This window comes from Novosphingobium cyanobacteriorum (assembly GCF_029436685.1).
Classification (GTDB): Bacteria; Pseudomonadota; Alphaproteobacteria; order Sphingomonadales; family Sphingomonadaceae; genus Novosphingobium; species Novosphingobium cyanobacteriorum.
Genome location: NZ_JAROCY010000003.1, coordinates 141562 through 167594, shown reverse-complemented (window position 1 = coordinate 167594; position 26033 = coordinate 141562). Strand labels below are relative to the sequence as shown.

Annotated in this window: 33 protein-coding genes; 25 read left to right on the top strand and 8 right to left on the bottom strand. The window is 67.0% G+C overall.

Annotated features, from left to right (window positions below):
• Positions 1–230: 230 nt before the first annotated feature.
• The 3 genes from POM99_RS04070 to POM99_RS04060 all read left to right on the top strand — a co-directional run bounded on the left by POM99_RS04070 (position 231) and on the right by POM99_RS04060 (position 3943).
• A complete protein-coding gene (locus POM99_RS04070; protein ID WP_277275528.1) occupies positions 231–2954 on the top strand; it encodes a TonB-dependent receptor in 2724 nt (907 codons plus the stop codon).
• A 136-nt stretch (positions 2955–3090) separates the two neighbouring features.
• Entirely contained in the window at positions 3091–3498 is a 408-nt protein-coding gene (locus POM99_RS04065; RefSeq protein WP_277275527.1) for a DUF805 domain-containing protein, read from the top strand.
• Positions 3499–3526: 28 nt separating this feature from the next.
• Positions 3527–3943, top strand: a complete 417-nt coding sequence (locus tag POM99_RS04060) for a DUF805 domain-containing protein (RefSeq protein WP_277275526.1) — start codon at positions 3527–3529, stop codon at positions 3941–3943.
• Here the strand turns inward: POM99_RS04060 and POM99_RS04055 are convergent.
• Both POM99_RS04055 and POM99_RS04050 read right to left on the bottom strand, forming a co-directional pair.
• Complete coding sequence (locus POM99_RS04055) at positions 3940–6468, bottom strand: ABC transporter permease (RefSeq protein ID WP_277275525.1); 2529 nt, start codon at positions 6466–6468, stop codon at positions 3940–3942. The two genes, POM99_RS04060 and POM99_RS04055, sit on opposite strands and share 4 nt — an antisense overlap.
• Entirely contained in the window at positions 6465–7181 is a 717-nt protein-coding gene (locus POM99_RS04050) for an ABC transporter ATP-binding protein (RefSeq protein ID WP_277275524.1), read from the bottom strand. Before POM99_RS04050 ends, POM99_RS04055 begins: the two co-directional genes overlap by 4 nt.
• 56 nt (positions 7182–7237) lie before the next feature.
• Between POM99_RS04050 and POM99_RS04045 the strand changes: the two genes are divergently transcribed.
• Entirely contained in the window at positions 7238–7915 is a 678-nt protein-coding gene (locus tag POM99_RS04045) for an arylesterase (RefSeq protein WP_277275523.1), read from the top strand.
• 98 nt (positions 7916–8013) lie between these two features.
• Here the strand turns inward: POM99_RS04045 and recF are convergent, their stop codons facing one another.
• Together recF and pspF are read right to left on the bottom strand one after the other, a co-directional pair.
• A complete protein-coding gene (gene recF, locus POM99_RS04040) occupies positions 8014–9087 on the bottom strand; it encodes a DNA replication/repair protein RecF (RefSeq protein ID WP_277275522.1) in 1074 nt (357 codons plus the stop codon).
• A 245-nt stretch (positions 9088–9332) separates the two neighbouring features.
• Positions 9333–10361, bottom strand: a complete 1029-nt coding sequence (pspF, locus tag POM99_RS04035; protein ID WP_277275521.1) for a phage shock protein operon transcriptional activator — start codon at positions 10359–10361, stop codon at positions 9333–9335.
• A gap of 208 nt (positions 10362–10569) precedes the next feature.
• Here pspF and POM99_RS04030 point away from each other — a divergent pair, with 208 nt between their 5' ends.
• The 13 genes from POM99_RS04030 to POM99_RS03970 are packed head-to-tail and all read left to right on the top strand — an operon-like array spanning position 10570 to position 14984.
• Positions 10570–10728: a hypothetical protein gene (locus tag POM99_RS04030; protein WP_277275520.1), complete on the top strand. Its 159-nt coding sequence runs from the start codon at positions 10570–10572 to the stop codon at positions 10726–10728.
• Positions 10725–11540, top strand: coding sequence for a phage shock protein PspA (gene pspA / locus POM99_RS04025; protein ID WP_277275519.1), 816 nt, complete (start codon positions 10725–10727; stop codon positions 11538–11540). Before POM99_RS04030 ends, pspA begins: the two co-directional genes overlap by 4 nt.
• Positions 11541–11544: 4 nt before the next feature.
• Positions 11545–11853: an envelope stress response membrane protein PspB gene (gene pspB / locus POM99_RS04020; protein ID WP_277275701.1), complete on the top strand. Its 309-nt coding sequence runs from the start codon at positions 11545–11547 to the stop codon at positions 11851–11853.
• Positions 11850–12236, top strand: a complete 387-nt coding sequence (gene pspC / locus POM99_RS04015) for an envelope stress response membrane protein PspC (RefSeq protein WP_277275518.1) — start codon at positions 11850–11852, stop codon at positions 12234–12236. Before pspB ends, pspC begins: the two co-directional genes overlap by 4 nt.
• A 36-nt stretch (positions 12237–12272) precedes the next feature.
• Positions 12273–12563 (top strand): hypothetical protein, encoded by a 291-nt coding sequence (locus POM99_RS04010; protein ID WP_277275517.1) that lies wholly within the window; start codon positions 12273–12275, stop codon positions 12561–12563.
• A 37-nt stretch (positions 12564–12600) separates the two neighbouring features.
• Positions 12601–12918: a hypothetical protein gene (locus POM99_RS04005; RefSeq protein WP_277275516.1), complete on the top strand. Its 318-nt coding sequence runs from the start codon at positions 12601–12603 to the stop codon at positions 12916–12918.
• Complete coding sequence (locus tag POM99_RS04000) at positions 12915–13220, top strand: hypothetical protein (RefSeq protein WP_277275515.1); 306 nt, start codon at positions 12915–12917, stop codon at positions 13218–13220. The genes POM99_RS04005 and POM99_RS04000 overlap by 4 nt, the downstream gene beginning before the upstream one ends.
• Positions 13217–13501 carry a hypothetical protein gene (locus POM99_RS03995; RefSeq protein ID WP_277275514.1) on the top strand — a complete coding sequence of 95 codons (285 nt, stop codon included), beginning with the start codon at positions 13217–13219 and terminating at the stop codon, positions 13499–13501. The genes POM99_RS04000 and POM99_RS03995 overlap by 4 nt, the downstream gene beginning before the upstream one ends.
• 13 nt (positions 13502–13514) lie before the next feature.
• Complete coding sequence (locus tag POM99_RS03990; RefSeq protein WP_277275513.1) at positions 13515–13745, top strand: hypothetical protein; 231 nt, start codon at positions 13515–13517, stop codon at positions 13743–13745.
• 15 nt (positions 13746–13760) lie between these two features.
• Positions 13761–13967: a hypothetical protein gene (locus POM99_RS03985; protein ID WP_277275512.1), complete on the top strand. Its 207-nt coding sequence runs from the start codon at positions 13761–13763 to the stop codon at positions 13965–13967.
• On the top strand, positions 13964–14140 hold the full coding sequence (locus tag POM99_RS03980; RefSeq protein WP_277275511.1) for a hypothetical protein: 177 nt from the start codon (positions 13964–13966) through the stop codon (positions 14138–14140). The genes POM99_RS03985 and POM99_RS03980 overlap by 4 nt, the downstream gene beginning before the upstream one ends.
• A 50-nt stretch (positions 14141–14190) precedes the next feature.
• The gene (locus tag POM99_RS03975) at positions 14191–14622 is read left to right on the top strand and encodes a SufE family protein (protein WP_277275510.1); all 432 of its coding nucleotides are present in this window, start codon (positions 14191–14193) and stop codon (positions 14620–14622) included.
• 14 nt (positions 14623–14636) lie between these two features.
• Entirely contained in the window at positions 14637–14984 is a 348-nt protein-coding gene (locus tag POM99_RS03970) for a YbaN family protein (RefSeq protein WP_277275509.1), read from the top strand.
• A 1-nt stretch (position 14985) separates the two neighbouring features.
• Here the strand turns inward: POM99_RS03970 and POM99_RS03965 are convergent, their stop codons facing one another.
• Entirely contained in the window at positions 14986–15402 is a 417-nt protein-coding gene (locus tag POM99_RS03965) for a hypothetical protein (RefSeq protein WP_277275508.1), read from the bottom strand.
• Positions 15403–15468: 66 nt separating this feature from the next.
• Here POM99_RS03965 and POM99_RS03960 point away from each other — a divergent pair, with 66 nt between their 5' ends.
• Positions 15469–16026 (top strand): TetR/AcrR family transcriptional regulator, encoded by a 558-nt coding sequence (locus POM99_RS03960; RefSeq protein ID WP_277275507.1) that lies wholly within the window; start codon positions 15469–15471, stop codon positions 16024–16026.
• 37 nt (positions 16027–16063) lie between these two features.
• Positions 16064–16591, top strand: a complete 528-nt coding sequence (locus tag POM99_RS03955; protein WP_277275506.1) for a hypothetical protein — start codon at positions 16064–16066, stop codon at positions 16589–16591.
• On the opposite strand, the gene POM99_RS03950 is transcribed toward POM99_RS03955, so the two are convergent.
• Complete coding sequence (locus POM99_RS03950) at positions 16588–17097, bottom strand: sterol desaturase family protein (RefSeq protein WP_277275505.1); 510 nt, start codon at positions 17095–17097, stop codon at positions 16588–16590. The genes POM99_RS03955 and POM99_RS03950 overlap by 4 nt on opposite strands.
• A 270-nt stretch (positions 17098–17367) precedes the next feature.
• Here POM99_RS03950 and leuC point away from each other — a divergent pair, with 270 nt between their 5' ends.
• The 5 genes from leuC (at position 17368) to POM99_RS03925 (ending at position 21362) form a co-directional block, all read left to right on the top strand.
• Entirely contained in the window at positions 17368–18801 is a 1434-nt protein-coding gene (gene leuC / locus POM99_RS03945) for a 3-isopropylmalate dehydratase large subunit (protein WP_277275504.1), read from the top strand.
• A complete protein-coding gene (locus tag POM99_RS03940) occupies positions 18798–19313 on the top strand; it encodes a DNA-deoxyinosine glycosylase (RefSeq protein WP_277275503.1) in 516 nt (171 codons plus the stop codon). The genes leuC and POM99_RS03940 overlap by 4 nt, the downstream gene beginning before the upstream one ends.
• 57 nt (positions 19314–19370) lie before the next feature.
• Entirely contained in the window at positions 19371–19535 is a 165-nt protein-coding gene (locus tag POM99_RS03935) for a hypothetical protein (protein ID WP_277275502.1), read from the top strand.
• Positions 19536–19652: 117 nt separating this feature from the next.
• Positions 19653–20255 (top strand): 3-isopropylmalate dehydratase small subunit, encoded by a 603-nt coding sequence (leuD, locus tag POM99_RS03930; protein WP_277275501.1) that lies wholly within the window; start codon positions 19653–19655, stop codon positions 20253–20255.
• Positions 20256–20363: 108 nt separating this feature from the next.
• Complete coding sequence (locus POM99_RS03925) at positions 20364–21362, top strand: NADPH:quinone oxidoreductase family protein (RefSeq protein ID WP_277275500.1); 999 nt, start codon at positions 20364–20366, stop codon at positions 21360–21362.
• A 127-nt stretch (positions 21363–21489) separates the two neighbouring features.
• On the opposite strand, the gene POM99_RS03920 is transcribed toward POM99_RS03925, so the two are convergent.
• Entirely contained in the window at positions 21490–22140 is a 651-nt protein-coding gene (locus tag POM99_RS03920) for a trimeric intracellular cation channel family protein (RefSeq protein WP_277275499.1), read from the bottom strand.
• 86 nt (positions 22141–22226) lie between these two features.
• Here POM99_RS03920 and POM99_RS03915 point away from each other — a divergent pair, with 86 nt between their 5' ends.
• A complete protein-coding gene (locus POM99_RS03915) occupies positions 22227–24383 on the top strand; it encodes a putative bifunctional diguanylate cyclase/phosphodiesterase (RefSeq protein WP_277275498.1) in 2157 nt (718 codons plus the stop codon).
• A 139-nt stretch (positions 24384–24522) separates the two neighbouring features.
• On the opposite strand, the gene lpdA is transcribed toward POM99_RS03915, so the two are convergent.
• Positions 24523–25923, bottom strand: a complete 1401-nt coding sequence (lpdA, locus tag POM99_RS03910; RefSeq protein WP_277275497.1) for a dihydrolipoyl dehydrogenase — start codon at positions 25921–25923, stop codon at positions 24523–24525.
• Positions 25924–26033: the final 110 nt, after the last annotated feature.

The window sequence follows — 26033 nt, the reverse complement described above, 5'->3', positions numbered from 1 at the left end:
GCTGCGGCAAGGAAAGTCTCGTCAGCACCAATTTGGCGCGGTTGTGGCGCTTGTGCCACACTGGTCAGGGTTCCCTTTACAAACCCGGTAATTGCGCATTGTACCGCACCGGGTGGAAACCTAGTGTCGGCGTCATAAAAGACGAGGGGATCGCAGAACAAGGCATGGGCACCGGATGGGGTCGCAGCCTTGGGCCTGCCCCGAGTGGACCAAAGGGTACGTTACCAGTCATGACCAAGCTCGACGTCAGCCGCCTTGCCGGCACCCGCGCCATCCTCCTCGCGGGGGCCTGCACCGCCGCCGTGGCGCTCCCCGCCCTGGCTCATGCGCAGGAACAGGCGGCCCCCGCGTTCGAACAGGCCACGGCCGCCGCCGATTCACCTTCCGGCTCTGCCGACAGCGGCGCCGGCAACGAGATCATCGTTACCGCGACAAAGCGTGAGCAGACGCTTCAGGACGTCCCCGTGGCGGTCACCGTCACCACCGCGCAGACGCTCGAGCGCGCGCAGATCCGTGACATCAAGGACCTGACCAGCGTGGTCCCCTCGCTCCGGGTCAACCAGCTGCAGTCCAGCGCCAACACCAACTTCATCATCCGCGGCTTCGGCAACGGCGCCAACAACGCGGGCATCGAACCCTCGGTCGGCGTCTTCGTTGATGGCGTCTACCGTTCGCGCTCTGCCGCGCAGATCGGCGATTTTCCCGATGTGCAGCGGATCGAGGTGCTGCGCGGGCCGCAGTCCACCCTGTTCGGCAAGAACGCCTCGGTCGGCGTCATCTCCATCCTCACGGCCAAGCCGCAGTTCGATTGGGGCGGCAACATCGAAGGCAGCTATGGCAACTACAACGCCTTCGTCGGCAAGGGCGTGGTTACCGGCCCGATCAGCGACAAGCTGGCCTTCAGCCTGGCCGGCGGGTACAACAAGCGCGACGGCTACAACACCGATCTGGGCACCGGGAACAAGACCAACGAGCGCAACCGCTGGTTCGCCCGCGGGCAGTTGCTGTGGGAACCGCAGGCCGCGCTGCGCGTGCGCCTGATCGCCGATTACAGCAAGATCGACGAGAACTGCTGCGCGGTGGTCAACCTTGTGCCGTCAAACGCGACGCTTGCGGTGCGCGGTCTTGGCGGGGCGGTCAACACGCCCGGCCAGCGCTTTGACAACGTGGTCTATTCCAACTTCGATTCGACCAACAAGATCAAGAACTGGGGCTTTTCCGGCCAGGTCGATTATGATTACGGCCCGTTCACGCTCACTTCGATCACCGCCTATCGCGGGGTGGATGCGCTGACCAACCAGGACAGCGATTTCTCCAGCGCGGACCTGCTCGGGCGCAACCTGCAGGACCAGAAGATCCGCACCTTCACGCAGGAACTGCGCGTGGCCACCAACATGGAAGGACCGCTCAATTTCCTCGTCGGTGCGTACTACTTCAATGAAAAGATCGACCAGAAGAACCTGATCGACTGGGGCAGCCAGGCGCGGCCCTATGCCAGCCTGCTGATCAACTCCGTCACCAACGGCACGCAGACGCTCGGCTCGCTGGAACAGACCGTCAGCGCGCTGACCGGACAGAACTATGTCGGCCAGTTCTTCGTGCAGGGGCAGGGGTTGAACGAGAAGTACCGGCTGAAGGACGACGCCTTCTCGGTGTTCGGACAGGCCGATTTCAAGATTGGTGACCGCATCACCATCACCGGCGGCCTGAACTACACGCACGATACCAAGCGCTATGGTGCTACCGCCGTTTCCAGCGACGTGTTCTCTGGCCTGGATCTGACGCAGATCGGCGGCGTGGCGCTGCAGCGCGGCTTTGTGGCGCGGGCGTTGGGCACGGAAGACCCTGCCGCCATCGCCGCTTTCGCGCAGGCCAATCCGGTGGTGTTCGGCCAGATCAGCGCGCTGGCGCAGAACTTCGCCACTGTGAACCAGGGCCTGACCACGCAGGCCGCGGCGGCTGACGCCAATCCGTTGACCGTGGGCAACCCGCTGCTGGCGCTGCGCCCGTTCCAGTTCTTCCCGCCGTTCCTTGGACTGCCCAACAGCGTGGAGCCGGGCCGCACCAGCGATGGCAAGCTGACCTGGGTCGCCCGCGTCGCCTTTGACGTGAACGACAAGATCAACCTCTACGCCAGCTATGCCACCGGCTTCAAGGCAAGCTCGGTCAACCTCAGCCGTGACAGCCGCCCGTTCGAAAGCAGCGCCGTCGCGCTCGAAGGGGCCGGCCTGCTTCAGGTGAACCAGACCTACGGCACGCGTTATGCGAAGCCCGAGAACTCGCGCGTCTATGAAATCGGCCTGAAGGCGGATTGGGGCGTGGCCACGGCCAATGTCGCCGCGTTCCAGCAGTCGATCACCGGGTTCCAGTCCAACGTCTTCACCGGCAAGGGCTTCGTGCTTGCCAACGCGGGCAAGGAAACCGTGAAGGGTATCGAGTTCGAAGGTTCGGTGAAGCCGGCCAAGGGTCTGATGTTCACCGCCGCCTTCACCTATCTCGACGCCAAGTACGACAGCTTCGTGGTCTCGGCAGTGGGCGATCTTTCCGGCACTCGCCCGGCCGGCATCCCGGAGCTGGCCACCACGCTCAGCGCCACCTGGGATCAGGAAATCGCCCATTCCGGCCATCACCTGATCCTGCGCGGCGATTACCACTATGAATCGCCCAACCAGCTGGAAGAGGGTCTGCCTGGCTATCTCGATGCGTTTGCTGCCGATGGCGGCCGCTCTGCTGCCATCGCCGCTGCCGCGCCGTTCCGTGCAGAGGTGAACGAGGTCAACGCATCGATCACCTGGGCCATGCCCAACGGGCTGGAGCTGACCGCGTGGGGCCGCAACATCACCAACGATCGCTGGCTGGTGAACATTTTCGACACCCCGGCACAGCCTTATTCGATCTCGGGATATACCAACCAGCCCCGCACCTGGGGCGGTTCGATCCGCTATCGCTTCTGATCGGCATCAGCCGCATCGGATGGAGGAGGGGGCCCCTGCGGCCCCCTTTTTCTTGCGTGAAACCATGTTTCGTGGCTCAATCCTCGTCGACAGCGCGTTGCGGATGCAGGTGCGGTCCAATGCAGGGGGATAGATCATGGAATGGATGTTGATGCCCTATCGGCGCTATGCCGATTTCTCCGGTCGTTCGCGCCGCAAGGAATACTGGATGTTCGCGCTGCTCTCGATGATCGTGGCGTTCGTTTCAGTCATGCTGATGTTCGCTGGCGGCATGGGTTCCGATGGCACCGCTCCGGGCGGGACGTTCTGGCTCGGCACCTTGCTAATCGTGGTCTGGGGCCTTGGCAGTATTGTCCCGAGCATCGCGGTGCAGGTGCGGCGGTTCCATGATCAGGGGCGGTCCGGCTGGATGGTCCTGCTGGGCTTCATCCCTTATGTCGGCGGCATCATCGTGCTGGTGTTCATGTGTCTTGAAGGAACGCGAGGCCCCAACCAGTATGGCCCCGATCCCAAGAACCCGGCACAGTCAGACGTCTTCGCCTGATTCATTCAGTCTGACAGGAGCCCGCCCGATGGAATGGATGATCCTGCCCTATCGCCGCTACGCCGAATTCACCGGGCGTTCGCGGCGCAAGGAATACTGGATGTTCGCGCTGTTCTATCTGCTGGTGATGATCGCGCTGAATGCGGTGTTCGGCACCAACCAGGTCGAACGCGGCACCGGATCGTTCGTCTATGGCACCCGGCTGGTCGGGGCGGGCAGCTGGGCCGGCGGGCTGTTCTGGCTCGCCAGCCTGGTCCCCGGCCTTGCCGTGTCGGTGCGGCGCCTGCACGATCAGGATCGCACCGGCTGGCTCCTGCTGCTGTGGCTGATCCCGTTCCTCGGCTGGTTCGCGCTGCTGGTGTTCATGTGTCTCGAAGGTACGCGCGGCCAGAACCGCTATGGGCCGGATCCAAAAGATCCGGCCAACGCTGAGGTGTTCCGCTAAAGCTCGCGAAGCACCCGCGCCGGGCGGGTTCGCAGCACGGCTGCCGATCCGCCCAGCGCCAGCGCCAGCACCAGCGCGATTCCCGCCGTCAGCACGCCTGCGATGCGCCCCCAGCCGGGCAGCCAGTCGAATTCGAACAGCTGCGTCACCACGCCCCACGCCACGCCAAGTCCCAGCGCCAGCGACAGCGCCGCCAGCACCGCGCAGAGCAGCGCATATTCCGCCAGCAGCACGCCCAGCACCTGCCGCGATCCCGCGCCCAGCACGCGCAGCACCGCGCTGTCATAACTGCGCGCCTCGCGCGCGGCGGCGATCGCGCCGGCCAGCACCGCCATGCCTGCCAGCACCGCCACCGATGCGGCGGCCAGCACCGCCGTGCCCATCTGCGAAAGGATGTCGCGCGCCTGGCTCAGCACCGGCCCGACCTCGATCACCGAGCTTGAGGGCAGGGCGCGCACCAGTCCTGACAGGATCGCCCGGCGCACCGGCGCGGTCTTCGCCCCCGCAGGCAGCTCGATGGTCGCGGCAAGGTTGTGCGGTGCGTCGGCCAGCGCATTGGGGCTGAACACCAGCACATAGTTGAAGCCCATCGTCTCCCAGTCGATCCGACGGAAGCTGGCGATGGTCGCGCTGCGCTCCACGCCCAGCAGCGTGATGGAGATGCGGTCGCCCAGTCTCAGGCCCAGAACCTGCGCCAGCGTCTCGTCCACCGAAACCAGCGGCGGCCCGGCGTAGTCTTTGGGCCACCACTGCCCCGCCGTCACCACGTTGCCCTCGGGCACCGCGTCGGCATAGGTCAGGCCCCGGTCCCCTTTCAGTGCCCAGGCGTCGTCCGGGATGGAAACCAGGTCCGCCACCCGCGTCATCCGGTCCGCCGGGCCAAATGCGGTGATCGCCCCGCGCAACGCCGGCACCGCGCGCACCTGTGCCCCCGGTGCGGCGCGATCCACCAGCGCGCGGAACTCGCCTTCGCGCGCCTTGGGCAGGTCCAGCACGAAGTAATCGGGCGCGCGCGCCGGCACGCTGCGCGCGATATTGGCGTCGAGGCTGGTTTCCACCGCCGCCAGCAGCACGAAGGCGGACAGGGCAAAGCCCAGCGCCAGCACCAGCGCGCCGGTCTGTGCGCCCGGCCGATGCAGGTTGCGCAGCGCCATGCGCAGCAGCGGGCGGCGCGGCGCGGGCAGCCGCGCGGCGGCGCGGGTCACGCCCCAGCCGACCAGCCACAGCAGCCCGAACAGCGCCGCCGACCCGCCAAGGAACCCTGCCGCCAGCAAGGGCTGCGGCGATGTGCCGATCGCCAGCGCCGCAATTCCGCCCAGGCCCAGCACCACCGGGACCGCACCCGTCCGCCAGCGCCGCGTGCCGCGCGAAACGCCCGCACGCATCAGCGCCATCGCGGGCGTCTCGCGCGCGGCCAGCAGCGGCGGCGCGGCAAAGGTCAGCGCGATCAAGGCGCCATAGGCCGCCGCCAGCGCCAGCGCGGATGCATCGAACACGAAGCCCGCCTCCACCGGCAACAGCCCCTGCAGCGCCCGCGCGATCAGCGGGGTCGATCCCACGCCGATGGCCAGCCCGATGGCGATCCCCGCTGCCGATGCGGCGGCGATCTGCAGCAGGAATATCCGCGCCACGTCTGCGCTGGTCGCGCCCAATATCTTCAGCGTGGCAATGCTCCCGCGCCGCGCCTCCAGATAGCTGGAAACCCCGTTGCCAATGCCGATCCCGGCAATGGACAGCGCCGCCAGCGCCACCAGTGTCAGGAACTGGCCCATCCGCGAAACAAAGCGGTCCAGCCCGGGCGAGGCGCGGTCCCGCGTGCGCGTGCCAAAGCCGCCATCCGGGAACTGCGCCTTGAACGCATCGGCCACCGTGGCGGGTTCGGCCTGCGCGGGCAGGCGCAAGCGGTACTTCCACCGCGCCATCGATCCGGTCTGCACCAGCCCGCTGGCCGCCAGCGCCTCCTGGCTGACGATCACCGTCGGCCCCAGGGCAAAGCCTTCGCCCAGCCGGTCGGGCTCGTCGGCAATCACGCCCGCCACGGTCAGCACGGCGTTGCCCACCTGCAGCCGGTCGCCCGTCTTCACCTCCAGCCGGTCCGCCACGCCCGGCGCGATCCAGGCCGCCATGCCCTGTGGCGCCCCTGCGCTGCTGCGGCCTTCAAGCTTCAGCGCGCCATACAGCGGCCAGCGTGCGTCCACTGCCTTCAGCTCCACCGGCGTTGCCGCATCGCCCTGCACCTGGCGCGCCATCGCCTGCAGCCGCAGCCCTGCCGACACCGTGCCCAGCCGGTCCATCGCCGCGCGCTCCGGCCCACTTGCGGCGCGTCCGGCCAGCGAAAGCTCCACATCGCCGCCCAGCATCACCCGCCCGCGCGCCACCAGCTCGCGCTCGATAGCGCCGGTCAGCGTGCCGATGGCTGATAGCGCCGCCGTGCCCAGCACCAGGCAGGCCAGCAGCAGGCGCAGGCCACGAAAGCGCCAGTCCAGCCCGCGCCGCGCCAGCGCCCATGCAGTGCCCCAGGTCACGCCGCCTCGTCCGAAACGATCCGCCCGTCGGCCAGCCGCACGATCCGCCCACAGCGCCGCGCCAGCGCCTCGTCATGCGTCACCATCACCAGCGCCGCCCCCGCCTGCGCCGTGCGTGCAAACAGCAGCTCCGCCACCGCCTCGCCCGTGGCATGGTCCAGGTTGCCGGTGGGTTCGTCGGCAAACAGGATTTGCGGGGCAGGGGCCAGCGCGCGGGCGATCGCCACCCGCTGCTGCTCTCCGCCGGAAAGCTGCGCCGGATAGTGGTGCAGCCGGTGCGCCAGCCCCACCGCCGCCAATTCCGCCTCGGCCCTGCCACGTGCATCGGCCAACCCGGCCAGTTCCAGCGGGGTGCCCACGTTCTCCAGCGCGGTCATCGTCGGCAGCAGGTGGAAGGCCTGCAGCACGATGCCGATCCGCCCGCGCCGCGCCAGCGCCAGCGCATCTTCTGACAGCGCGGTGAAATCCTGCCCCGCCACATTCAGCTGCCCGCCGCTCGCCCGCTCCAGCCCTGAAAGCACCGCCAGCAGCGAGGATTTGCCCGATCCCGATGGGCCCAGCAGCGCCACGGTCTCGCCCGCGCCCACCTGCAGGCTCACCCCGCGCAGGATATCCACCCGCCCGTCGCCAGAGCCGAGCGTCAGGGTCAGGTCCTGCGCGCTGATGATGGTGGAGGAGGATAGGGGCGAAGCGGGAAGGGGATCACTTGTCACGACGGTGATCTGGCATAGATTGGTTGCCCCCCGCAACCTGCCCGACCGGAACCTCCATGCGCTTTCTCGCCGTCTCCCTGTTGCTGCTCCTCGCCGCCTGCTCTGGCGAAAAGGCGCCTGCGCCGCTCGCCACACGCAGCGCTGGCGCAGAATCGCCGGCCAAGGCGCCCGTGATCCTCGCCTTCGGGGACAGCCTCTATGCGGGCTATGGATTGAAACCGACTGAAAGCTACCCCAGCCGCCTTGAAGTGGCACTGAACGCGGCTGAGGTGCCCGTGCGCGTGGTCAACGCAGGCGTTTCGGGAGACACCACGGCGGCGGCCCGCGCGCGCCTTGCCTTCACGCTCGATGGCCAGCCGGTAAAGCCCGCGCTGGTCATGGTCGGCCTTGGCGGCAACGACATGCTGCGCGGCCTGCCGCCTGCGGAAACGCGCGCCAACATGGCGGCCATCGCGCAGGAACTGAAGCGGCGGAACATCCCCTTCATGCTCACCGGCATGCTCGCCGCGCCCAACATGGGGAAGGATTATGTCAGCCAGTTCAACACGATCTGGCCTGATCTTGCGAAGGAATACCAGGTCCCGCTGGTGCCCTTCTTCCTTCAGCCGGTGTTCGGCAACGATGCCCTGCTGCTCGAAGATCACATCCACCCCAACCCGCAGGGCGTGGACCGCATCGTGGCGGCCACGCAGGATAGCGTGTCGAAGGCTCTGAAGGCTGCCACAAATCCTTGAATCCCGCTCGACACGAACGGTTTTTCTTTTTTTACAACAACCAAACCGCTGATGCGGAGCTTGTCGAAGCATCACAGCGCAACCTTCGAACCGCAGAGCTAAACCCGCGTCACCGCACCGTCCTCAACCCGCCACACCGCAGCCTCGCCGGCAATCTCGGCAAAGGCGGCAATCTCGGTCCCGGTCATCCACACCTGCGCACCGCTTGCGCCCAGCCTTTCATACAGGGCCGCGCGGCGCAGCGGATCAAGGTGCGCGGCGATCTCGTCAAGCAGCAGCAGTCGGGGCCGCTCCCCGGCGGTAAGGCTGGCGTGGGCCAGGACGATGGAGATCAGCAGCGCCTTCTGCTCGCCGGTGGAACAGTCCGCTGCGGGCGCATCCTTGGCGGCCAGCTTCACTGAAAGGTCATCGCGGTGCGGGCCGATCAGCGTGCGGCCCGCGGCGCGATCACGCCTGCGTCCCTGCTTCAGCGCGGCACGCAGGGCATCCTCGCCCTCGGGAACCTCGCTTGCGTATTCAAGCGCGGGGCGGGCAAAGGGCTGCTGCGGCAGGATTTCCACCACCCGGCGCAGCTGGCCCACCAGCGCCCGGCGCGCTGCTGCCATGGCCGATCCGGTGCCCGCCAGCTGCGTTTCCAGCGCATCCAGCCAGGCCGGGTCCGGCTCGGTCAGATCGCCCAGCAGGCGGTTGCGTTCGCGCAGCGCGGTTTCATAGCGGGTGGCATTGCGCGCATGCGCCGGGTCCACCGCCAGCACCAGCCGGTCAAGGAAGCGCCGCCGCCCGCCTGCGCCCTCGGCAAAGATGCGGTCCATCGCCGGGGTCAGCCAGGTGACCGAAAGCCACTCCGCCAGCCGCGTCGCCGGGCCTTCCGCACCGTTGATGCGCACGGTGCGGCGGTTGGGCGCCTCGGGCGTGGTGGCGGTGCCGATCGAAACGTCACCGTTTTCCATCTCCGCCGCCACGGCAAAGCTGCCGTTGCCGCTGCGCCCGGCCATTTCCGCTGGTGCCGCCCGGCGCAGGCCCCGGCCGGGCGCAAGCAGGCTGATCGCCTCCAGCACGTTGGTCTTGCCCGCGCCGTTTTCCCCCACCAGCACGTTGAATCCGCGCATGGAGTCGAGCCGTGTGGCGGCATGGTTGCGAAAATCGCGCAAGGTCAGGCGGGTGAGAGCCACCGCGCGGCGTTAGTGCCTTTTGCGCGCGTGTGCAAAAGAGGTTCTGCCGCCTAACGGGGACTGCAGCGCATTGAGAAATGTTTCTCGCAGAGAGCGCAGAGGGAAAGGGGAGCGCAGAGAGCTTCTTGGTGCCGCAGGCAATTGACGAAAGTTATCACTGCTTGGTGGTTTCCCGCGGCTGCGGCACAGGCACGTCGGCTCTGCGCTCCCCCTTCTTCTCTGCGTCTCTGCGAGAAACTGCAATTCTATCCAGCCCCGCGCTCCAGCAACCCGTGCTTGCGCAGGCAGTGGCGCAACTGGTCATAGGTGAGGCCCAGCGCCTTGGCCGTCTGCCGCTGGTTGTATCGGTTGCGGCCCAGGTGGTGTTCCAGGATCGCCTTCTCGTGCGCGTCCACCGCGCTGCGCAGGTCTTCCACCGCGTCGAAATCCGCGCGCGCCGGCACGCTGGCAAGCACCGTCGGCGCACTCGCATCGGCGGGGCGGATCGAGGCGGCGGGCTTCCACGGGCTTTCGAACGGATCGAACTGCACATGGCCGATGGGCGCGTTCCAGTCGTCCCAGCGATAGACCGCACGCTCCACCACGTTGCGCAGTTCGCGCACGTTGCCGGGCCAGGCATAGTCCTCCATCGCCTGCGCCACGTGGGGGGCAAAGCCGGGCCAGGAATCCCAGTGCAGTTCCGCCGCCATGCGCCGCCCGAAATAATCGGCCAGCACGCCCACGTCGCCTTCGCGCACGCGCAGTGGCGGCAGGGTGATCACCTCGAAGCTCAGGCGGTCGAGCAGGTCGGGCCGGAACCGGCCCTGTTCGGCCATCTTCGGCAGGTCTTCGTTGGTTGCCGCCACGATGCGCACATCCACGCGGATCGGCTTGTTCGCGCCGATGCGCGAAACCTCGCCATATTCCACCGCGCGCAGCAGGCGTTCCTGCGCCCCCATGGAAAGCGTGCCCAATTCGTCCAGGAACAGCGTCCCCTTGTCGGCCTCTTCGAACCGCCCCACGCGGGCGCGCGTCGCGCCGGTAAACGCCCCGGCCTCATGCCCGAACAGCTCCGCCTCGATCAGCGTCTCGGGCAGGGCGGCGCAGTTCATGGTGACGAGCGGTTCCTGCCAGCGGGTGGACAGGCGGTGCAGGCGTTCGGCGATCAGCTCCTTGCCGGTGCCGCGTTCGCCGATCACGAGAACGGGGCGGCGCATCGGCGCGGCGCGGCTGGCGCGCTCCACCGCGTCGAGAAAAGCGCCGGACTGGCCAATGAACTGAACTTCCCTGTCCATGTGCGCGCCCCATTTCCCGCGTCGACAGGCAGTATATGGCGCAAATGCCAAGATTTGGCAAATTTCCCCAACCCGGTGTGAATTGCGCCAAGTTCAGTGCGAAAAATCCTTGGAAATCTGCTCCCGGCGAATTTGGCACGCGCCTTGCTGAAAGGTGAACATCACATTCCAGGGGGCGAAAGAAACGGCCCGCACCGGAGAAACCACGATGTACACCGCCTCCTTCTTTTCGACCAAGCTGGGCCGCGCCGCGCTGATCAGCATCCTGGCGATGGCGGCGATGAACTGCTTCGCGCTGACCCAGCAGCTCAATGCCGCGCCGCAGGTCTATGCCTCGACCGCGGCGATCACCGGGGAGCTGGCGTGACCGTGGTGGACCTTTCCCCCATCGACGGCGCGCCGCGCCCCTCGCGCTTCGACGCGCAGCTTGACCGGCTGCGCCGTCCGGCCTCATCTTCCGACGCAGGCGGCCAGCCGCGTTCCACCTTTACCAACGGAGTCAACCTGATGGGCATCTTCTCGCGGACCCGCGATATCATTGCCGCCAATTTCAACGACTTGCTGGACAAGGCGGACGACCCGGCGAAGATGATCCGGATGATCATCATGGAAATGGAAGAGACGCTGGTCGAAGTCCGCGCCTCGGCCGCGCGCACCATCGCCGATCAGAAGGAAATGCTGCGCCACGTGGCCAAGCTGGAACGGCTGCAGGCCGATTGGGCGGACAAGGCCCAGCTGGCGCTGTCGAAGGACCGCGAGGACCTGGCCCGCGCCGCGCTGGTGGAAAAGAACAAGGCCGGCGACATGGCCGAGCAGCTGCGCAGCGAAGTGGCCGTGCTCGACGATTCGATGCGCGCCTATGAGGCGGACATCGAAAAGCTGCAGACCCGCCTGCGCGAAGCCCGCAGCCGCCAGACCGCCATTGCCGCCCGCCTGGAAAGCGCCGAGAACCGCGTGCGCCTGCGCAGCCTGCTCACCAGCGAGCGCGTGGACGAGGCGCTGGCCCGCTTCGACCAGCTGGAACGCCGCGTCGATCATGCCGAAGGCCGTGCCGATGCGCTGGGCCTGGCCGAAGGCGGCCAGCCGACCCTGGCGGACGAGATTGCCGCGCTGGCCGGGCAGGACAAGGTTGACGAGGAACTCGCCGCCATGAAGCGTGCGCTGAACAAGGAGGGCTGAGATGATGGAAGACGTCCTCGTTCCCATCGGCGTCGTCGGCATGCTCTTCGTCGGGCTGCCCTGGCTGATCCTGCACTACATCACCAATTGGAAGACCGCGCCCACCCTGACCAGCGGTGACGAAGCCCTGCTCGAAGAGCTTTACCAGCTCGCCAAGCGGCTCGACGAGCGCATGGACACGGTCGAGCGGCTGGTCGCCTCCGACAATCCCGAATTCCGCCCCGCGCGCATGGTCCCCGACCGCGCCACCGACAACGTCAAGCTGGCCGAGCTGGACCGCCTGGTCGCCGAGCAGAAGGAGTTCCGCAAGTGACACAGCAGCTTACGCCACAGCGCACCCGCTTCTATCGTGACAAGGTCAACGGCAAGTTCATGGGCGTCTGCGCGGGGATTGCCGATTACACCGGGGTCGATGCCCTGTGGGTACGGCTCGGTTTCCTGATCCTCGGCTTCTCGATGGGCTGGCCCTTCCTGATCTACTTCGCGCTTGGCCTGCTGGCCGACAAGAAGCCGCCGCATCTCTATTCCGATCGCGCCGAGCAGAAGTTCTGGCAGGGCGTGCGGCAGAGCCCGTCGCGCACCGCCCGCGAAGTCCGCGCCCAGTTCCGCGATATCGATCGCCGCCTGGCAGAGGTTGAACAGTTCTACGTCACCGGCAACCCGCGCCTTTCGGCCGAGATCGAAAAGCTGCGCTGATACCCGGAAATCCGGGGTTTGAATGGGGGAAATCCGATGAATCCTGACACACTCTTTGTGCTGATCCCGCTGGCGCCGTTCATCATCGGCGGGCTGGCGATCTGGACCAAGCACCAGCGCAAGATGGCTGAGCTTCAGCTTGCCGCCACGGCTGAAAAGGCCGCGCAGTACGCCGCCCAGAACCAGCAGCTGGAAGACCGGGTGCGCGTGCTGGAACGCATCGTCACCGACAAGGGCTATGATGTCGCCACCCAGATCGAGGCGCTGCGCGATGCGCGCCGGATCGAGGAGCCGCGCATCGGCAACCAGCCGCAAGGCCACGCCTGAACCACATCGAAGCATCGAAGAATAAAGGGGATACCCGATGCCATTCGACATCTCGCCCGCGATGATCGGCGTGCCCGCCATCGCCATCACCATCGGCTGGGTGGTCAACACCTGGCTCCGCGTCCGCCACGGCTACCCGCTGGAAAATTCCTGGGGCAAGCCGGTCTATCCCAGGACCGATGATGCCGCGCAGCAGCGCATGGCCCTGCTCACGCAGGAAAACGCCCAGCTTCGCGCCGAACTCGGCTCGGTAAAGGACCGCCTCGCCAATGTTGAGCGCATCGTCACCGACAGCGGCTTCGGCCTGACCCAGCAGATCGAGGCGCTGCGCCGGGGCGAGGGGAGGGCGCAGTGAATTGGGGCTCACCAGAGTTTGTCCTGGTCATCATCGCGCTCTCCACGTCTGGCTGGCTGGTCAACAACTGGATCCGCGCCCGCCATGGCTATGCGCTGGAAGATGAATGGGGCGGCAAGACGGCGCGTTCGGACGAGGAAGGTGCGATCAAGGCGCTGCGGGCGGAGAACGACGTGCTGCGCCAGCAGCTGCAGACCGTGCAGGATCGCCTGGCCAACGTGGAGCGGATCGTCACCGACAGCAGCTATGGCCTGAACGAACAGATCGAAGCGCTGCGTCTTGTCGAAGGGAGGGCGCAATGACCACCGCGCTCACCATCGCCCTGTGTGCGCTGGTGCTGCTGGCGATCACCGCCATGGGCATGACGCTCGAGGCCTACAAGCGCCGCATCGAATTCCGCGAGCGCGAGCTGGAACTGCTCACCGCCCAATCGGCCGAGCGCGCCGCGCGCCACGTGGCGGCAGCGGAGCGGCTGGAACAGCGGGTGCGCGTGCTGGAACGCATCGCCATGGACAACGCCAGCGCCGGCAATCCCATGCTCGCGCGGGAAATCGAATCGCTCCGCCTGCAGGCGGCCAACTGAAAGACCCTTCCCGATGAGTCCGTGGACAGCCATCGTCGTCATTGTTGCCATCGTCGTGTACGCCAACCTCCGTCGCAACCGCGACGCCGCCCGCTGGCAAGGGGGTGGCTCGCCCGCCTCGCCCGAACTCGAACGCGAAGTGATCGAACTGCGCCGCCGCGTCGAAACGCTCGAACGCATCCTCACCGACAGCCGTGGCAGCACCGATCTCGCCCGCGAGATCGAATCGCTGCGCGATCGCTGAGAAAGGACCGCCAAGATGCCCGCTATCGCTCTCTCGCTTGCCGCCTTCGCCGCCGTCGTGGTTGTCGCGCTCGCCGCGTTGCGGGCGTGGGACGGCTGGCTGGCGCTGCGCCGCCATGAACTTGATCGCGCCATGCCCGATGCGGTCAGCCGCATAGACCTGGCCGACATGCGTGAACGCCTGCGCAAGCTGGAAGCCATCGCCGCGGGGATCGACCTGTGAAGGACGGCGCGCAAGGTGCCGCCAAGGCCGGCATTGGCCTCGGCAGCGCGCTGGCGGTGGCGATCTCGTGGAGTGTCAACAAGTCGATCGTCTGGGCCGCGATCCACGGCGTGCTCTCCTGGCTCTATGTGCTCTACTACGCCTTCACCCGCCCCGGCGGCCTTTCGGGCTGATGCGCGTGCAGGCGATGGACGCGCCTGATCGCGGTCGCTAGATGCGGGCCATGCGCACGCTGGACGATATCCTCGAAGAGTACGAATTCCTCGATGGCGACGAACGCTATCGCCTGCTGATCGAGCTGGGACGCGAGCTTGAGCCAATGCCCGATGCCTTGAAGACCGACGCCACGTTGGTGCGCGGCTGCTCGGCCAGCGTCTGGGTCTATCCGGTGGAGGAAGCGTCCACCGAAAAGGGAAGGGGGCGGCTGCACTTCCTGGCCGACAGCAACGCCGCGATCACCAAGGGCATCGTCGCGCTCGTGCTCGCCGCGGTGCAGGATAGGCCCGCCGCCGAAGTGGCCGAGGCCGACATTGCCGAACGCCTTGCCCCGTTCGATCTGAAGAACCAGCTTTCGTCCAACCGCACGCAGGGCGTGCCCAACATGATCGCGCTGGTGCGCCAGCATGCCGCGCGCCTTGCCGCGCAGGCAAGCTGAACGGGCGGCGGGCCGTGCGCCTGTTCTGGTCTGCGCTCGGTTTGCTTTTCGTCGCCATCGGCGCGGTGGGCGCGTTCCTGCCGCTGCTGCCCACGGTACCGTTCCTGCTGCTGGCGCTGTTCTGCTTTGCGAAGGGCAACCCGCAGTGGGAAGCGCGCCTGCTCGCGCACCCCAAATGGGGCCCGCCGCTGCTCGAATGGCGCACCCGCCGCGCCATTCCCCGCCGCGCCAAGAAGGCCGCGCTTGTCACCATGACCGTCTCGGTGATCGTCACCGCGCTCACCGCCGGCTGGCCCTGGGTGCTGATCCCGGTGGGCGTGATGGCGCTGTCCGGCACCTGGATCTGGACGCGCGCGGAATAAGTCAGCCGCGCCGCCGCATCCATGCGGCCACGCCGAACGCCAGCAACAGGGCCACGCCCCCGCCAAACAGCACTGCGCCTGCCGAAAGGCGCACCGCGGTGTCACCCACGCCATAAAACGCCGGATGCCACGTCACCGCCATCCCGTCGCAGACGATCACCGTTCCGATCGTCAGCGCGCAGCCCGGCACCACCTGTTCCGATGAAAGCCCTGCCAGCGTCCGCAGCGCCAGCACGAAAGGCAGGGTGCCCGGCACCGTCAGGACAAAGGCGATCACCCCCGCGCTGCCGCCCAGCATCCCGGCGCTGGAAAGCGCCTGCACCAGCAGCGCGCCGGAATACCACAAGGCCAAGGCTGCCACGATCATCACGATAGACTGGCGCAGGCTCAGGCGGGCGGGAAAGGCATTGTCTTCCATGACGATCTCCGAATCTGTAGCGACCGCTACATTGTATAGTCTGTAGCACCTGCTACAAGTCCTCGCATGGCTCCCAACCCGGAAAAGCGTGAAGCGCTCGAAGCGCGCCTTGCCGCGCATGTGCTGGCCCACGGCCTCGGCCAGACCAGCCTGCGCCAGCTGGCCGCCGCCGCCGGCACCAGCGATCGGATGCTGCTCTATTACTATGCCGACAAGGCGGCGCTGCTGGGCGCTGTGCTCACGCGCCTGGCAGCAGACATGGCCAACGGCCTTGCTGCCGCTCTGCCGGCAGGGGACCGCCTGCCCGCTGCCGACCTGCTCGCCCGCGTCGGCGCGCTGGCGGCGCAACCCGGCTTCCGTCCTTACATGAGCCTCTGGGCAGAGATTGCCGCAGAGGCGGGCCGGGGTGCGCAGCCCTTCGCCATGATCGCCACCACCATCGCCGGTGGCTTCGTCTATTGGGTGGACGAACGCCTGGCCGAGCCCGACCCGGTGCGCCGCCGCGATCTGGCCGCGCTGCTGATCGCGGTGATCGATGGCGCCGCGTTGCTGGCTCCGCTGGGCGACGGGGCCATCGCCACCCGGGCCATGGGTGCCTTGCAGGGGCTGCTTGCGGCGAGCTGATATTGTTCTTCTTTTGTTCTTATGGCATCCTGCGTTCATGCCGGATTCGCCCATCATCACCCTCTCGGTCGCCCGCGAAAGCGGCTTCGATCATGCGGTCACGCTGGTACAGGCGGTGGCCTGGCCGCTCGCCCTGCTGGTCGTCGCGCTGCTGTTCCGCGCGCAGATCGTGGCGCTGGCGCATCGGCTGGACGAGCTGCGCTGGGGAGACAAGGCCGCCCGCTTCACCCGCCGGCTCGATCGCATCGAACGGGCCGCCGGCCCTCCGGCTGACAGGGACAGCGCTCTTGCGCTCACCGGCGATCACGCGCGCTTCCTGCAACTGCTGGAAATGTCGCCCGCCGCCGCCGTGCTCGATGCCTGGGCCCGCGTCGAACAGGCGCGTGGCCGACTGATCCTGCAGGGGAAGGGCGAAGCCGCGCTGAACCGCCGCACCCGCACCGCGCTGGCAGACCTCGCCGCCCTGCGTGACCAGGCCGCCCACGGCCACCCCGTCACCATCCCCGACGCCCTCCGCTTCCGCACCCTCGCCAAGCGCGCGGTGAACGAGATCAACCTGCTTTAGGCGTCGATGGCCTCGCGCAGCACGGCGATGCCCTTTTCGCGCTGCACTTTCAGTTCCTGCTTCAGCACGGCCGGATCGCGGGCGAAGATGAAGCCGAAGCTTACGCCGCCTTCCTTGCCTTCGGTGGCGTGGTGCAGCTTGTGCGCCTGCACCAGCCGTTTGGCATAGCCGCGCTTGGGCACGTAGCGGAACCAGCGCTGGTGGACCAGGCCATCATGGACCAGCGTGTAGATCACGCCATAGCACAGCACGCCCACGCCCACCCATGTGCCCGGCGCCCAGGCCGCGTCGCCCAGCACCAACGGGCTGCCGATCATGAAGAACGAGATGGAAATCGCCGCGCCGACAACGGCATAGAGGTCGTTCTTCTCGAAGAACCCGTCATGCCGTTCGTGGTGGTCGCGGTGCCAGTTCCACCCGAACCCGTGCATCACGTACTTGTGGCTGGACCAAGCCACCCCTTCCATGAACAGGACTGTGGCGATCACGATAAGCAGTTCGATCATTCCGGTTTCCCTCGGCGCGCTGTGACCGCACCGCTGAACCCCCACCCCTACCCCTCCCCGGCGGGGAGGAGCAGCGAGACTTGCCGAACCGAAGGTCCGCCAGTCGCAGCGGGGAGGGGGCTCCACGCTCTCGGCCGCAGAACCCGTTCTCCATCCCCTGATACACCGTTGCGCGCCCCTGCGCGACCCATCCCGTTCGGGCAATAAAATTGCGCGGCCAAACCGCCCAACGCCTTGAAAACCACGCGCGGCAGGCCTAGTCCGCAGGCCATGTCGAACGCTGCCCCCCGCACCCTCTACCAGAAGATCTGGGACGCCCACGTTGTCGAAGCGCGCGATGACGGCACCTGCCTCATCTACATCGATCGCCACCTCGTCCACGAGGTCACCAGCCCGCAGGCGTTCGAGGCGCTGCGCGTCTCGGGCCGCAAGGTGCGTCGCCCCGATCTGACGCTGGCGGTGCCGGATCACAATCTGCCCACCACCGCGCGGCGTGATGCCGCGGGCAACCGCATTCCCATCGCCGATCCGGAAAGCGCGCAGCAGCTTGCTGCGCTTGAGCGCAACGCGCCCGAATTCGGCGTGCGCCTGATCGGCGATGCCGATCGCGAACAGGGCATTGTCCACGTCGTCGGGCCGGAGCAGGGCTTTTCGCTGCCCGGCGCCACCATCGTCTGTGGTGACAGCCACACCGCCTGCCATGGCGGCCTCGGCGCGCTGGCCTTCGGCATCGGCACCAGCGAGGTCGAGCACGTGCTCGCCACGCAGACCCTGCTGCTCAAGCGGTCGAAGGCGATGGAAGTCCGCGTGGAAGGCACGCTGGTCCCCGGCGTTTCGGCCAAGGACGTGGTGCTGCACATCACCGGCGTGCTCGGCGCGTCGGGCGGCACCGGCTATGTCATCGAATATACCGGCAGCGTGATCCGCGATCTGTCGATCGAAGGCCGCCTCACCGTGTCGAACATGGCGATCGAACACGGCGCCCGCGCCGGCCTGATCGCGCCCGATGAGAAGACCTTTGCCTATGTGCAGGGCCGCCCCTTCGCGCCCAAGGGAGAGGACTGGGACAAGGCGCTGGCCTGGTGGAAGAGCCTCGCCACCGATCCGGGCGCGCAGTATGACAAGGTCGTGGTGATCGACGCGGCTGACATCGCGCCTTCGGTTACCTGGGGCACCAGCCCGGAAGACGTGCTGCCGATCACCGGCCTCGTCCCCGCGCCCGAAAGCTTTGCCGATGCCTCGAAGCAGGACGCCGCGCGCAAGTCGCTCCACTACATGGGGCTGCAGCCCGGCCAGCGGCTGGATTCGGTGGAGATCCAGAACGTGTTCATCGGATCGTGCACCAACAGCCGGATCGAGGACATGCGCGCCGCCGCCGCCGTGCTGAAGGGCCGGAAGAAGGCGGACAACGTGCGCTGGGCCATCGTCGTCCCCGGTTCGGGGCTGGTGAAGGAACAGGCCGAGGCCGAGGGGCTCGACAAGGTCTTCCTCGAAGCCGGCTTCGAATGGCGCGAACCCGGCTGTTCGGCCTGCCTTGGCATGAACCCTGACAAGGTGCCTGCGGGCGAACGCTGCGCCTCCACCAGCAACCGCAACTTTGTCGGCCGCCAGGGCCCCGGCGCGCGCACTCACCTCGTCAGCCCGGCAATGGCGGCGGCGGCGGCAGTCACCGGCCGCCTCACGGACGTGCGCGAACTGGTGTGATCGGCACCCGCGATCCGGGGCGCAAGTCCGCCTTCGCCCCGGTCGTCTCGCCCGATACGCGCGTCCTCGTCCTCGGCAGCCTGCCGGGGGAGGCGAGCCTTGCCGCGGGCCGGTATTATGCGCATCCCGCCAACCTGTTCTGGCGGCTGGTGGGTGGGGTGATCCAGCGGCCTGACTTGCCGGAAATCGCATACGATCAACGTCTTGCCGTGGTTCTTTTACACGGGATCGGTCTGTGGGACACGGTCCGATCCGCCCATCGCAAGGGCAGCCTCGATGCCGCGCTGCGCGATGTGGACCCCGCCCCGCTGGCCGCTCGCGTCGCCTCGCTGCCCATGCTGAAAGCAGTGGCGTTCAACGGCGCGGCTTCGGCGAAAATCGGGGCGAAACAGCTGCCTGGCCATCCCGATCTGGAACGGGTGCAATTGCCCTCCAGCAGCCCGGCTCATGCCCGCATGACAGCGGCGGAAAAGCAGGCGCATTGGAATTCCTTGCGGAAATTCCTGCTCTGAACCTTGCATTTGCGACGCGGCCCGCCAATTCTGGCAGCCAGAGACAAGGAGCGTTTCGTGAGCAAGAAGACCGAAAAGAGCACCTGGACCGGTACCGCGGCGCTGGCCGGCGCGGCGATCGGATCGGCCGCCGTGGCCGCCGCGCTGCTCTATGCCTCGCGCCGCAAGGAACGCGCCGAGAAGCCGGCGACCCCGGTTGCCGACGTACCCGAGACCGACTGATCAGGGCGTTTTGGCCGGGGTTCAATCGACTTCAACCCCGTCTCAACCGGTTTCAGCCCCCTGTCAGTCCTTCTCAATGTACCTTGCGAAAGGGCTTTCGCGAGCTATAGCGGCGGCATGGAACCGGTGAACCAGATCGAAGGCCGCGCCTATCCGTTCGGCCAGAAGAACGTCGATACCGACGTCATCATCCCTGCCCATTGGCTGAAGACCATCACCCGTGAAGGGCTGGGTCGGGGCGCGTTCGAATCGATCCGCAAGGATCCGGACAACCTGTTTGACAGCGCCGAGTTTTCCGGCTCGCCCATCCTTGTAGCGGGGGACAACTTCGGCTGTGGATCGAGCCGCGAACACGCAGCCTGGGCCCTGCTGGACCTGGGCGTAAAGGCGGTGATCGCGCCGAGTTTCTCGGATATCTTCTCGGGCAACGCGTTCAAGAACGGCATCCTCACCGTGGTTCTGCCGCAGGCTGCGGTGGACCGCCTGGTGGAAGTGGCACGCACTGACCCCATTCACATTGATCTTGAAAATCAGACGGTTACCACTCCGTTTCAGGATCGCTTCAGCTTCGAGATCGATCCGTTCCGCAAGCATTGCCTGCTCAACGGGCTTGACGAGGTTGGCCTGACCATGGCCCGTGACGCCCAGATCGCCGCATTCGAAGGCACGGTGCGCGAAGAGCGGCCGTTCCTTGCCAACGGCGTTCTCGCCGCAGCTTAAGTGATCGGTTAAATCGGGGCTTTCCCCAGCGGGCATAACCGCTTAACCAAGGGCGTCCAAACGGGCGCCCTTTGCGTTTGCGCCCACCAGAACGCGGGAGAAAGATCGATGAAGGCCTTGCGCAGCCACGCCGCCGGCGGCCCCGAAACGTTGACGCTGGACGACCTGCCCGATCCCGTTGCGGGGCCGGGCGAGGTGGTGATCCGCGTCCACGCCTGTTCCATCAACTTTCCCGATGCGCTGGTCATCCGGGATCTCTATCAGTTCAGGCCGGAACGCCCGTTTGCGCCCGGCAGCGAACTTTCCGGTGTGATCGAGACGGTGGGCGAAGGCGTTTCGGGCTGGAAGGTTGGGGACCGGGTGATCGGGATGATCGGCCACGGTGGCCTTGCCGAGAAGGTCGTCATGCCGAGCAACCGGCTCTATCCGCTGCCCGAAGGGGTGGATTATGAAACCGGCGCATCGCTTCTGATGACCTATGGCACCACGATCCACGGGCTGAAGGACCGCGGCCATATCAAGGCGGGCGAGACCGTGTTGGTGCTCGGCGCCGCAGGCGGGGTCGGCCTTTCTGCGGTGGAACTTGCCAAGGCCTTTGGCGCGCGGGTGATCGCGGCGGTTTCCAGCGAGGAGAAGGCGCAGATCGTGCGCGATGCCGGCGCGGACGACGTGGTCATCTATGGCCGCCCGCCGTTCGACAAGGCGCAGAGCAAGGCACTGGCCGACCAGTTCAAGGCCGCCTGCGGGCCGAATGGCGCAGATATCGTCTATGACATCGTTGGTGGTGATTATTCCGAACCCGCGCTGCGCGCCATCGCGTGGGAAGGGCGCTTCCTGGTGGTGGGCTTCCCCGCCGGCATTGCCAAGCTGCCCCTGAACCTGACGCTGCTGAAATCCTGCGACGTTTGCGGTGTGTTCTGGGGCGCATGGACCCAGCGCGAACCGCAGGCATTCGCGGCGGAAGTGCAGGAACTGTTCGCCCTGCTCAAGGCCGGCAGGATCAGGCCGCTCGTCTCGGCGCGCTATCCGCTGGCCGATGCGGGGCAGGCCATTGCCCTGCTGGAAAACCGGCAGGCGACTGGCAAGGTTGTGGTGACGATGGGGTGAGCGCGGAAAGGGATTAGCTGTCGCGTTTGGCGCCAGCACCCTTCGACAGGCTCAGGGTGAGCGGTGTTGGGATTGGTCGTTGGACATACAAAACCGCTCGTGGTGAGCTTGTCGAACCACCACCGCGCTACTTCTCGTCCGAACCATAGGCCGGGATCGCCAGCTTCCACCGGATCGCCGCGCCGCGCAGCCCGAAGCCGGCCAAGGCCGCCACAGGCCAGGCGATCTCGCGCGGCACGCCCGCGATGTGGCCCAGCGCGCACAGCGATGCCGAAAGCGCGGCTGCCGTCACATACAGTTCCGGTCGCATCAGGATCGATGGGCGCCCGGCGAGGACATCGCGGATCACCCCGCCGACGCAGCCGGTGATCACGCCCATCATCGCCGCAGGCACGGGCGCCACGCCATATCCCAGCGCCTTGGCGGTGCCGAGCACGGCATAGGCGCCCAATCCTGCGGCATCGAGCCATTCCAGAACCGCGCCTTCCCACCAGCGGCGGGGGGTGAACCATGCCACCAGCGCCACGCCCAGGCACACCGGCGCCACCCACGGATCGCGCACCCAGAACACCGGCGCGCCGATCAGCAGATCGCGCACCGAACCGCCGCCCACGCCGGTCACCACCGCGAAGAACGCCATCGTCACCAGCGTCTGCCGCAGCCGCGCCGCCAGCAATGCGCCCGTCAATGCGAACACGGCAATGCCGCCGAGGTCGATCAGCGCCAGCGCGGCGGGCAGGGCGGGGGCAGGCAGCGGCACGGGCAGGGGAAGCGGCATATTCGCTCCATAGCACAGGTTCTTAGCGCATTCGTAACCACCCCCGTTGCAGAATCGGCAAGAGTTTGCGGCGGACCGATGGACCCATGCGCAGGTTGTTGAAGGGATGGGGAAGCGAGGCTGGCACGCCCGGCAGCACCCCCGTGCCAGATGCCCCGGCCGATCTGCTGGCGACGCTGGAAACCGCGGAATGCTGGTTCTTTTCCACCGATGCGCAGGGCCTGATCACCTATATCTCCGCACCTGCCTGCGCCCGCATGGGCGTGGCCCCGGCAACACTGGTGGGCCAGGCCTTTGCCACGGTATTCGAAATTGATGCAGAGGCCGCAGGCGAACGGTCCGATCGGCCGCTGGCCTTCCAGATGAGCGGGCGCAGCCGCATTGCCGATCTGGTGCTGCGCCTTGCCCATGCACGTAGCCCCGCCGATGCGCGGCCCGCGTGGTGGTCAGTCTCGGCCGCGCCGGTGCTCGATCCGTCGGGCACGTTCCACGGCCATCGCGGCGTGGCGCGCGATGTGACCGCCGATTACACCCGCAGGCGCGAGGATTCCCGCGCGGCGGAGTTTGACGCGCTGACCGGCCTGGCCAACCGCCACCGCATGACCCGGCGGATCGACCAGGTGCTGGCGGCCTACATGCCCTCTGGCCGCCCCGCGGCGCTGATGATGCTCGATCTCGACCGGTTCAAGCTGGTGAACGATACGCTGGGCCACAACGCGGGTGACGAACTGCTGCGGCAGGTGGCGCAGCGGCTGACCGGGCTGATCGGTGCGCGCGGCGAAGTGGCGCGGCTGGGCGGTGACGAGTTCCAGGTGCTGCTGCCCGATCTGGATGACCGGGGCAAGCTGGGCGAACTGGCGCAGAAGATCATCGCCGTCGTCTCGCAGCCCTATGCCATCGATGGCAAGCAGGCGAGCGTCGGCACATCGGTGGGCGTTGCGGTGGCCCCGTTCGACGCGCAGGAGCGCGATGCGCTGGTCCACGCGGCCGATCTTGCGCTCTATGCCGCCAAGAACGGCGGGCGCGGCGCCTTCCGCTTCTACAGCGCGGACCTGCGCGACGAGAAGGAGGAGCGCGCGCTGATCGAGGCCGATCTCGCCACCGCGCTCGCCGCCGCCGAAGCCGGCGATCCTGCGCTGGGGATGCAGTATCAGCCGGTGGTGCGCACGGCTGACAACGTGGTGGTGGGTTTCGAGGCGCTGATGCGCTGGGACCATCCGCATCGCGGCGCGCTGGATCCCGACCTGTTCATCCCCATTGCCGAGGAAACCGGCCTGATCGAGCGGCTGGGCGCATGGGGCCTGCGCCGCGCCTGCGCCGATGCCGCGCTGTGGCCCGCCTTCGTGCGGGTGGGGGTGAACGTTTCGGCCGTGCAGTTCGGCCGGCCGGGTTTTGCCGCGATGGTGGCCGATGTTCTGGCCGAAACCGGCCTTGCGCCCGAACGGCTGGAGCTGGAGCTGACCGAAGCCATCTTCGCCGGCGATGACGAGGCGGTGGAAGCGGTGTTTGCCGAGCTGAAGGCGCTGGGCGTGCGGCTGGCGCTCGACGATTTCGGCACGGGCTATTCCTCGCTGGGATACCTGCGTTCGGCTCCGTTTGACCGGTTGAAGGTGGACCGCAGCTTTGTCGAGACCGCCACCGTCAAGAACCAGAACAGCGAGAAGATCATCGCCGCGATCATCGGCCTGGCCGATGCGCTGGGCATGGAGACCACGGTGGAGGGGGTCGAGGCGTTCGACCAGCTGAAAGTGGTCTGCGCGCGCGGTGCCCGCTTCGTGCAGGGCTTCCTGTTCTCGCCGCCGCTGGACCAGGACACGATCCTGCTGCGCCTGCAGGATGAAAGCTTCCGCATCGAACCTTCAGGGCCAGATCGGCACCGGCCAGAGCGCCGATCCGTGTTCCGCCGGATCGGCGTGATTCACGAAGACCACCGCTATGATGCGCTGCTGCGCGATCTTTCCGCCACCGGCGCGCGGGTGGACGGGCTGGTGGGCGTGCCCGAAGGGGTGGGGCTGGTGCTGGACATGGGGGCGGGGCAACTGGCCGTCGCCACCGTGGTGCGCAGCGCCGATGCCTCGATCGGGGTAGAGTTCGAAACGCCGCTGGTGTCCGATGGCGCGGGCGGCCTCGTCACCCGCCACCGCGTGCCTCCGCGCACGCTGGCGAAGCTGGGCAGAGCCGAAGCGCCAAGCACCCCGCGCCAGTTCCTCGAAGTGCATGTGCCACGGGGCAAGGTGGCTTAGAATTTCGCGCAAGGACGCGAAGACGCGAAGATATTGTCTTTCTTCTTCGCGTCTTGGCGCAAAACCAAAAAGGCCGCCCGGTTTCCCGAGCGGCCCCATTCCGGTCCGTGGATGGCGGACAATGGAATGTAACTTGGAATCACATGTGAATCGGCTTGCCGGTCACGGCCATGGCCGCTTCCTTGATCGCTTCCGAATGAGTCGGGTGTGCGTGACAGGTATAGGCGATGTCCTCGCTTGTCGCCCCAAATTCCATGGCCTGTGCCGCCTGTGCGATCATCGTACCCGCCACGCTGGCAATGGCCCATACGCCCAGCACGCGGTCGGTCTTGGCGTCGGAGATGATCTTCACGAAGCCGTCGGGCTCGTGGTTGGTCTTGGCACGGCTATTGGCCAGCATCGGGAACTTGCCGACCTTGATGTCGCCCTTTTCCTTCGCCGCTTCCTCGGTCAGGCCCACGCCCGCGAATTCGGGGAAGGTATAGACCACGCCGGGGATCACATCGTGATTCACGATGCCGGTCAGTCCGGCGATGTTCTCGGCCACGGCGATGCCTTCGTCCTCGGCCTTGTGCGCCAGCATCGGGCCGGGGATCACGTCGCCGATGGCCCACACGCCCGGAACCGTGGTGGCGAAATCGTGGTCGGTCTCGATCTGGCCGCGCTTGTTCAGCGCGAGGCCGATCTTGTCGAGGCCGAGGCCATCGACGTTCGGGCGGCGGCCGATGGCCACCAGCACGCAATCGGCTTCCAGCGTTTCCGCCGCACCGCCGGCTGCGGGTTCAAGCGTCAGCGTCGCCTTCCCATCCTTGACCACCGCGCCGGTGACCTTGGTGGAAAGCTTCAGCTCCATGCCCTGCTTCTTGAAGATCTTGGCGGCTTCCTTGCGCACGTCGCCGTCCATGCCGGGCAGCAGTTGGTCGAGGAATTCCACCACGGTGACCTTCGCGCCGAGGCGGCGCCACACCGAGCCGAGCTCCAGCCCGATCACGCCGCCGCCGATCACGACCATGTTGGCAGGCACACGATCCAGCGCCAGCGCGCCGGTGCTGTCCACGATCACGCCGGCGTCGTTATCGACCGGCACGCCGGGCAGGGGGGTGACGCTGGAACCCGTGGCGATCACCACGTTCCTGGCGGTCACGGTCTGGCCAGCCACGTCCACGCTGTGCGCGTCCTTGAAGCTGGCATAGCCCTTCAGCCAGGTGACCTTGTTCTTCTTGAACAGGAACTCGATGCCGCCGGTCAGGCTCTTCACCGAATCCAGCTTCTGCGCCTGCATCGCGCCAAGGTCGAGCTCGACCGGGCCTGTCTTGATGCCATAGTGGGCGAAAGTGCCGTTCACCGCCTCGTCGAACTTTTCTGACCCGTGCAGCAGCGCCTTGGAAGGAATGCACCCGACGTTGAGGCACGTGCCGCCCAGCGTCTCGCGCCCTTCGGCGCAGGCCACCTTCAGCCCCAGCTGCGCCGCGCGGATCGCCGCGACATAGCCGCCGGGTCCGGCACCGATGACAAGGACGTCGTAATCGTATTCAGCCATTGTTTGGCTCCTTCAGATCCTCCCCTGAAAGGGAGGTGGCAGCCCGCAGGGCTGACGGAGGGGTAATGGGGTTGGCGCCGCGCCAAGCCTTGCCCCACCACCGCCTGCGG

Bases quoted from the DNA above. Each gene is read 5' to 3' on its own strand.
- POM99_RS04070 (WP_277275528.1), top strand. From the start codon at position 231: ATGACCAAGCTCGACGTCAGCCGCCTTGCCGGCACCCGCGCCATCCTC.
- POM99_RS04065 (WP_277275527.1), top strand. From the start codon at position 3,091: ATGGAATGGATGTTGATGCCCTATCGGCGCTATGCCGATTTCTCCGGT.
- POM99_RS04060 (WP_277275526.1), top strand. From the start codon at position 3,527: ATGGAATGGATGATCCTGCCCTATCGCCGCTACGCCGAATTCACCGGG.
- POM99_RS04045 (WP_277275523.1), top strand. From the start codon at position 7,238: ATGCGCTTTCTCGCCGTCTCCCTGTTGCTGCTCCTCGCCGCCTGCTCT.
- pspF (WP_277275521.1), bottom strand. From the start codon at position 10,361: ATGGACAGGGAAGTTCAGTTCATTGGCCAGTCCGGCGCTTTTCTCGAC.
- POM99_RS04030 (WP_277275520.1), top strand. From the start codon at position 10,570: ATGTACACCGCCTCCTTCTTTTCGACCAAGCTGGGCCGCGCCGCGCTG.
- pspB (WP_277275701.1), top strand. From the start codon at position 11,545: ATGGAAGACGTCCTCGTTCCCATCGGCGTCGTCGGCATGCTCTTCGTC.
- POM99_RS04010 (WP_277275517.1), top strand. From the start codon at position 12,273: ATGAATCCTGACACACTCTTTGTGCTGATCCCGCTGGCGCCGTTCATC.
- POM99_RS04005 (WP_277275516.1), top strand. From the start codon at position 12,601: ATGCCATTCGACATCTCGCCCGCGATGATCGGCGTGCCCGCCATCGCC.
- POM99_RS03995 (WP_277275514.1), top strand. From the start codon at position 13,217: ATGACCACCGCGCTCACCATCGCCCTGTGTGCGCTGGTGCTGCTGGCG.
- POM99_RS03990 (WP_277275513.1), top strand. From the start codon at position 13,515: ATGAGTCCGTGGACAGCCATCGTCGTCATTGTTGCCATCGTCGTGTAC.
- POM99_RS03985 (WP_277275512.1), top strand. From the start codon at position 13,761: ATGCCCGCTATCGCTCTCTCGCTTGCCGCCTTCGCCGCCGTCGTGGTT.
- POM99_RS03975 (WP_277275510.1), top strand. From the start codon at position 14,191: ATGCGCACGCTGGACGATATCCTCGAAGAGTACGAATTCCTCGATGGC.
- POM99_RS03965 (WP_277275508.1), bottom strand. From the start codon at position 15,402: ATGGAAGACAATGCCTTTCCCGCCCGCCTGAGCCTGCGCCAGTCTATC.
- POM99_RS03960 (WP_277275507.1), top strand. From the start codon at position 15,469: ATGGCTCCCAACCCGGAAAAGCGTGAAGCGCTCGAAGCGCGCCTTGCC.
- POM99_RS03955 (WP_277275506.1), top strand. From the start codon at position 16,064: ATGCCGGATTCGCCCATCATCACCCTCTCGGTCGCCCGCGAAAGCGGC.
- POM99_RS03950 (WP_277275505.1), bottom strand. From the start codon at position 17,097: ATGATCGAACTGCTTATCGTGATCGCCACAGTCCTGTTCATGGAAGGG.
- leuC (WP_277275504.1), top strand. From the start codon at position 17,368: ATGTCGAACGCTGCCCCCCGCACCCTCTACCAGAAGATCTGGGACGCC.
- leuD (WP_277275501.1), top strand. From the start codon at position 19,653: ATGGAACCGGTGAACCAGATCGAAGGCCGCGCCTATCCGTTCGGCCAG.
- POM99_RS03925 (WP_277275500.1), top strand. From the start codon at position 20,364: ATGAAGGCCTTGCGCAGCCACGCCGCCGGCGGCCCCGAAACGTTGACG.
- POM99_RS03920 (WP_277275499.1), bottom strand. From the start codon at position 22,140: ATGCCGCTTCCCCTGCCCGTGCCGCTGCCTGCCCCCGCCCTGCCCGCC.
- POM99_RS03915 (WP_277275498.1), top strand. From the start codon at position 22,227: ATGCGCAGGTTGTTGAAGGGATGGGGAAGCGAGGCTGGCACGCCCGGC.
- lpdA (WP_277275497.1), bottom strand. From the start codon at position 25,923: ATGGCTGAATACGATTACGACGTCCTTGTCATCGGTGCCGGACCCGGC.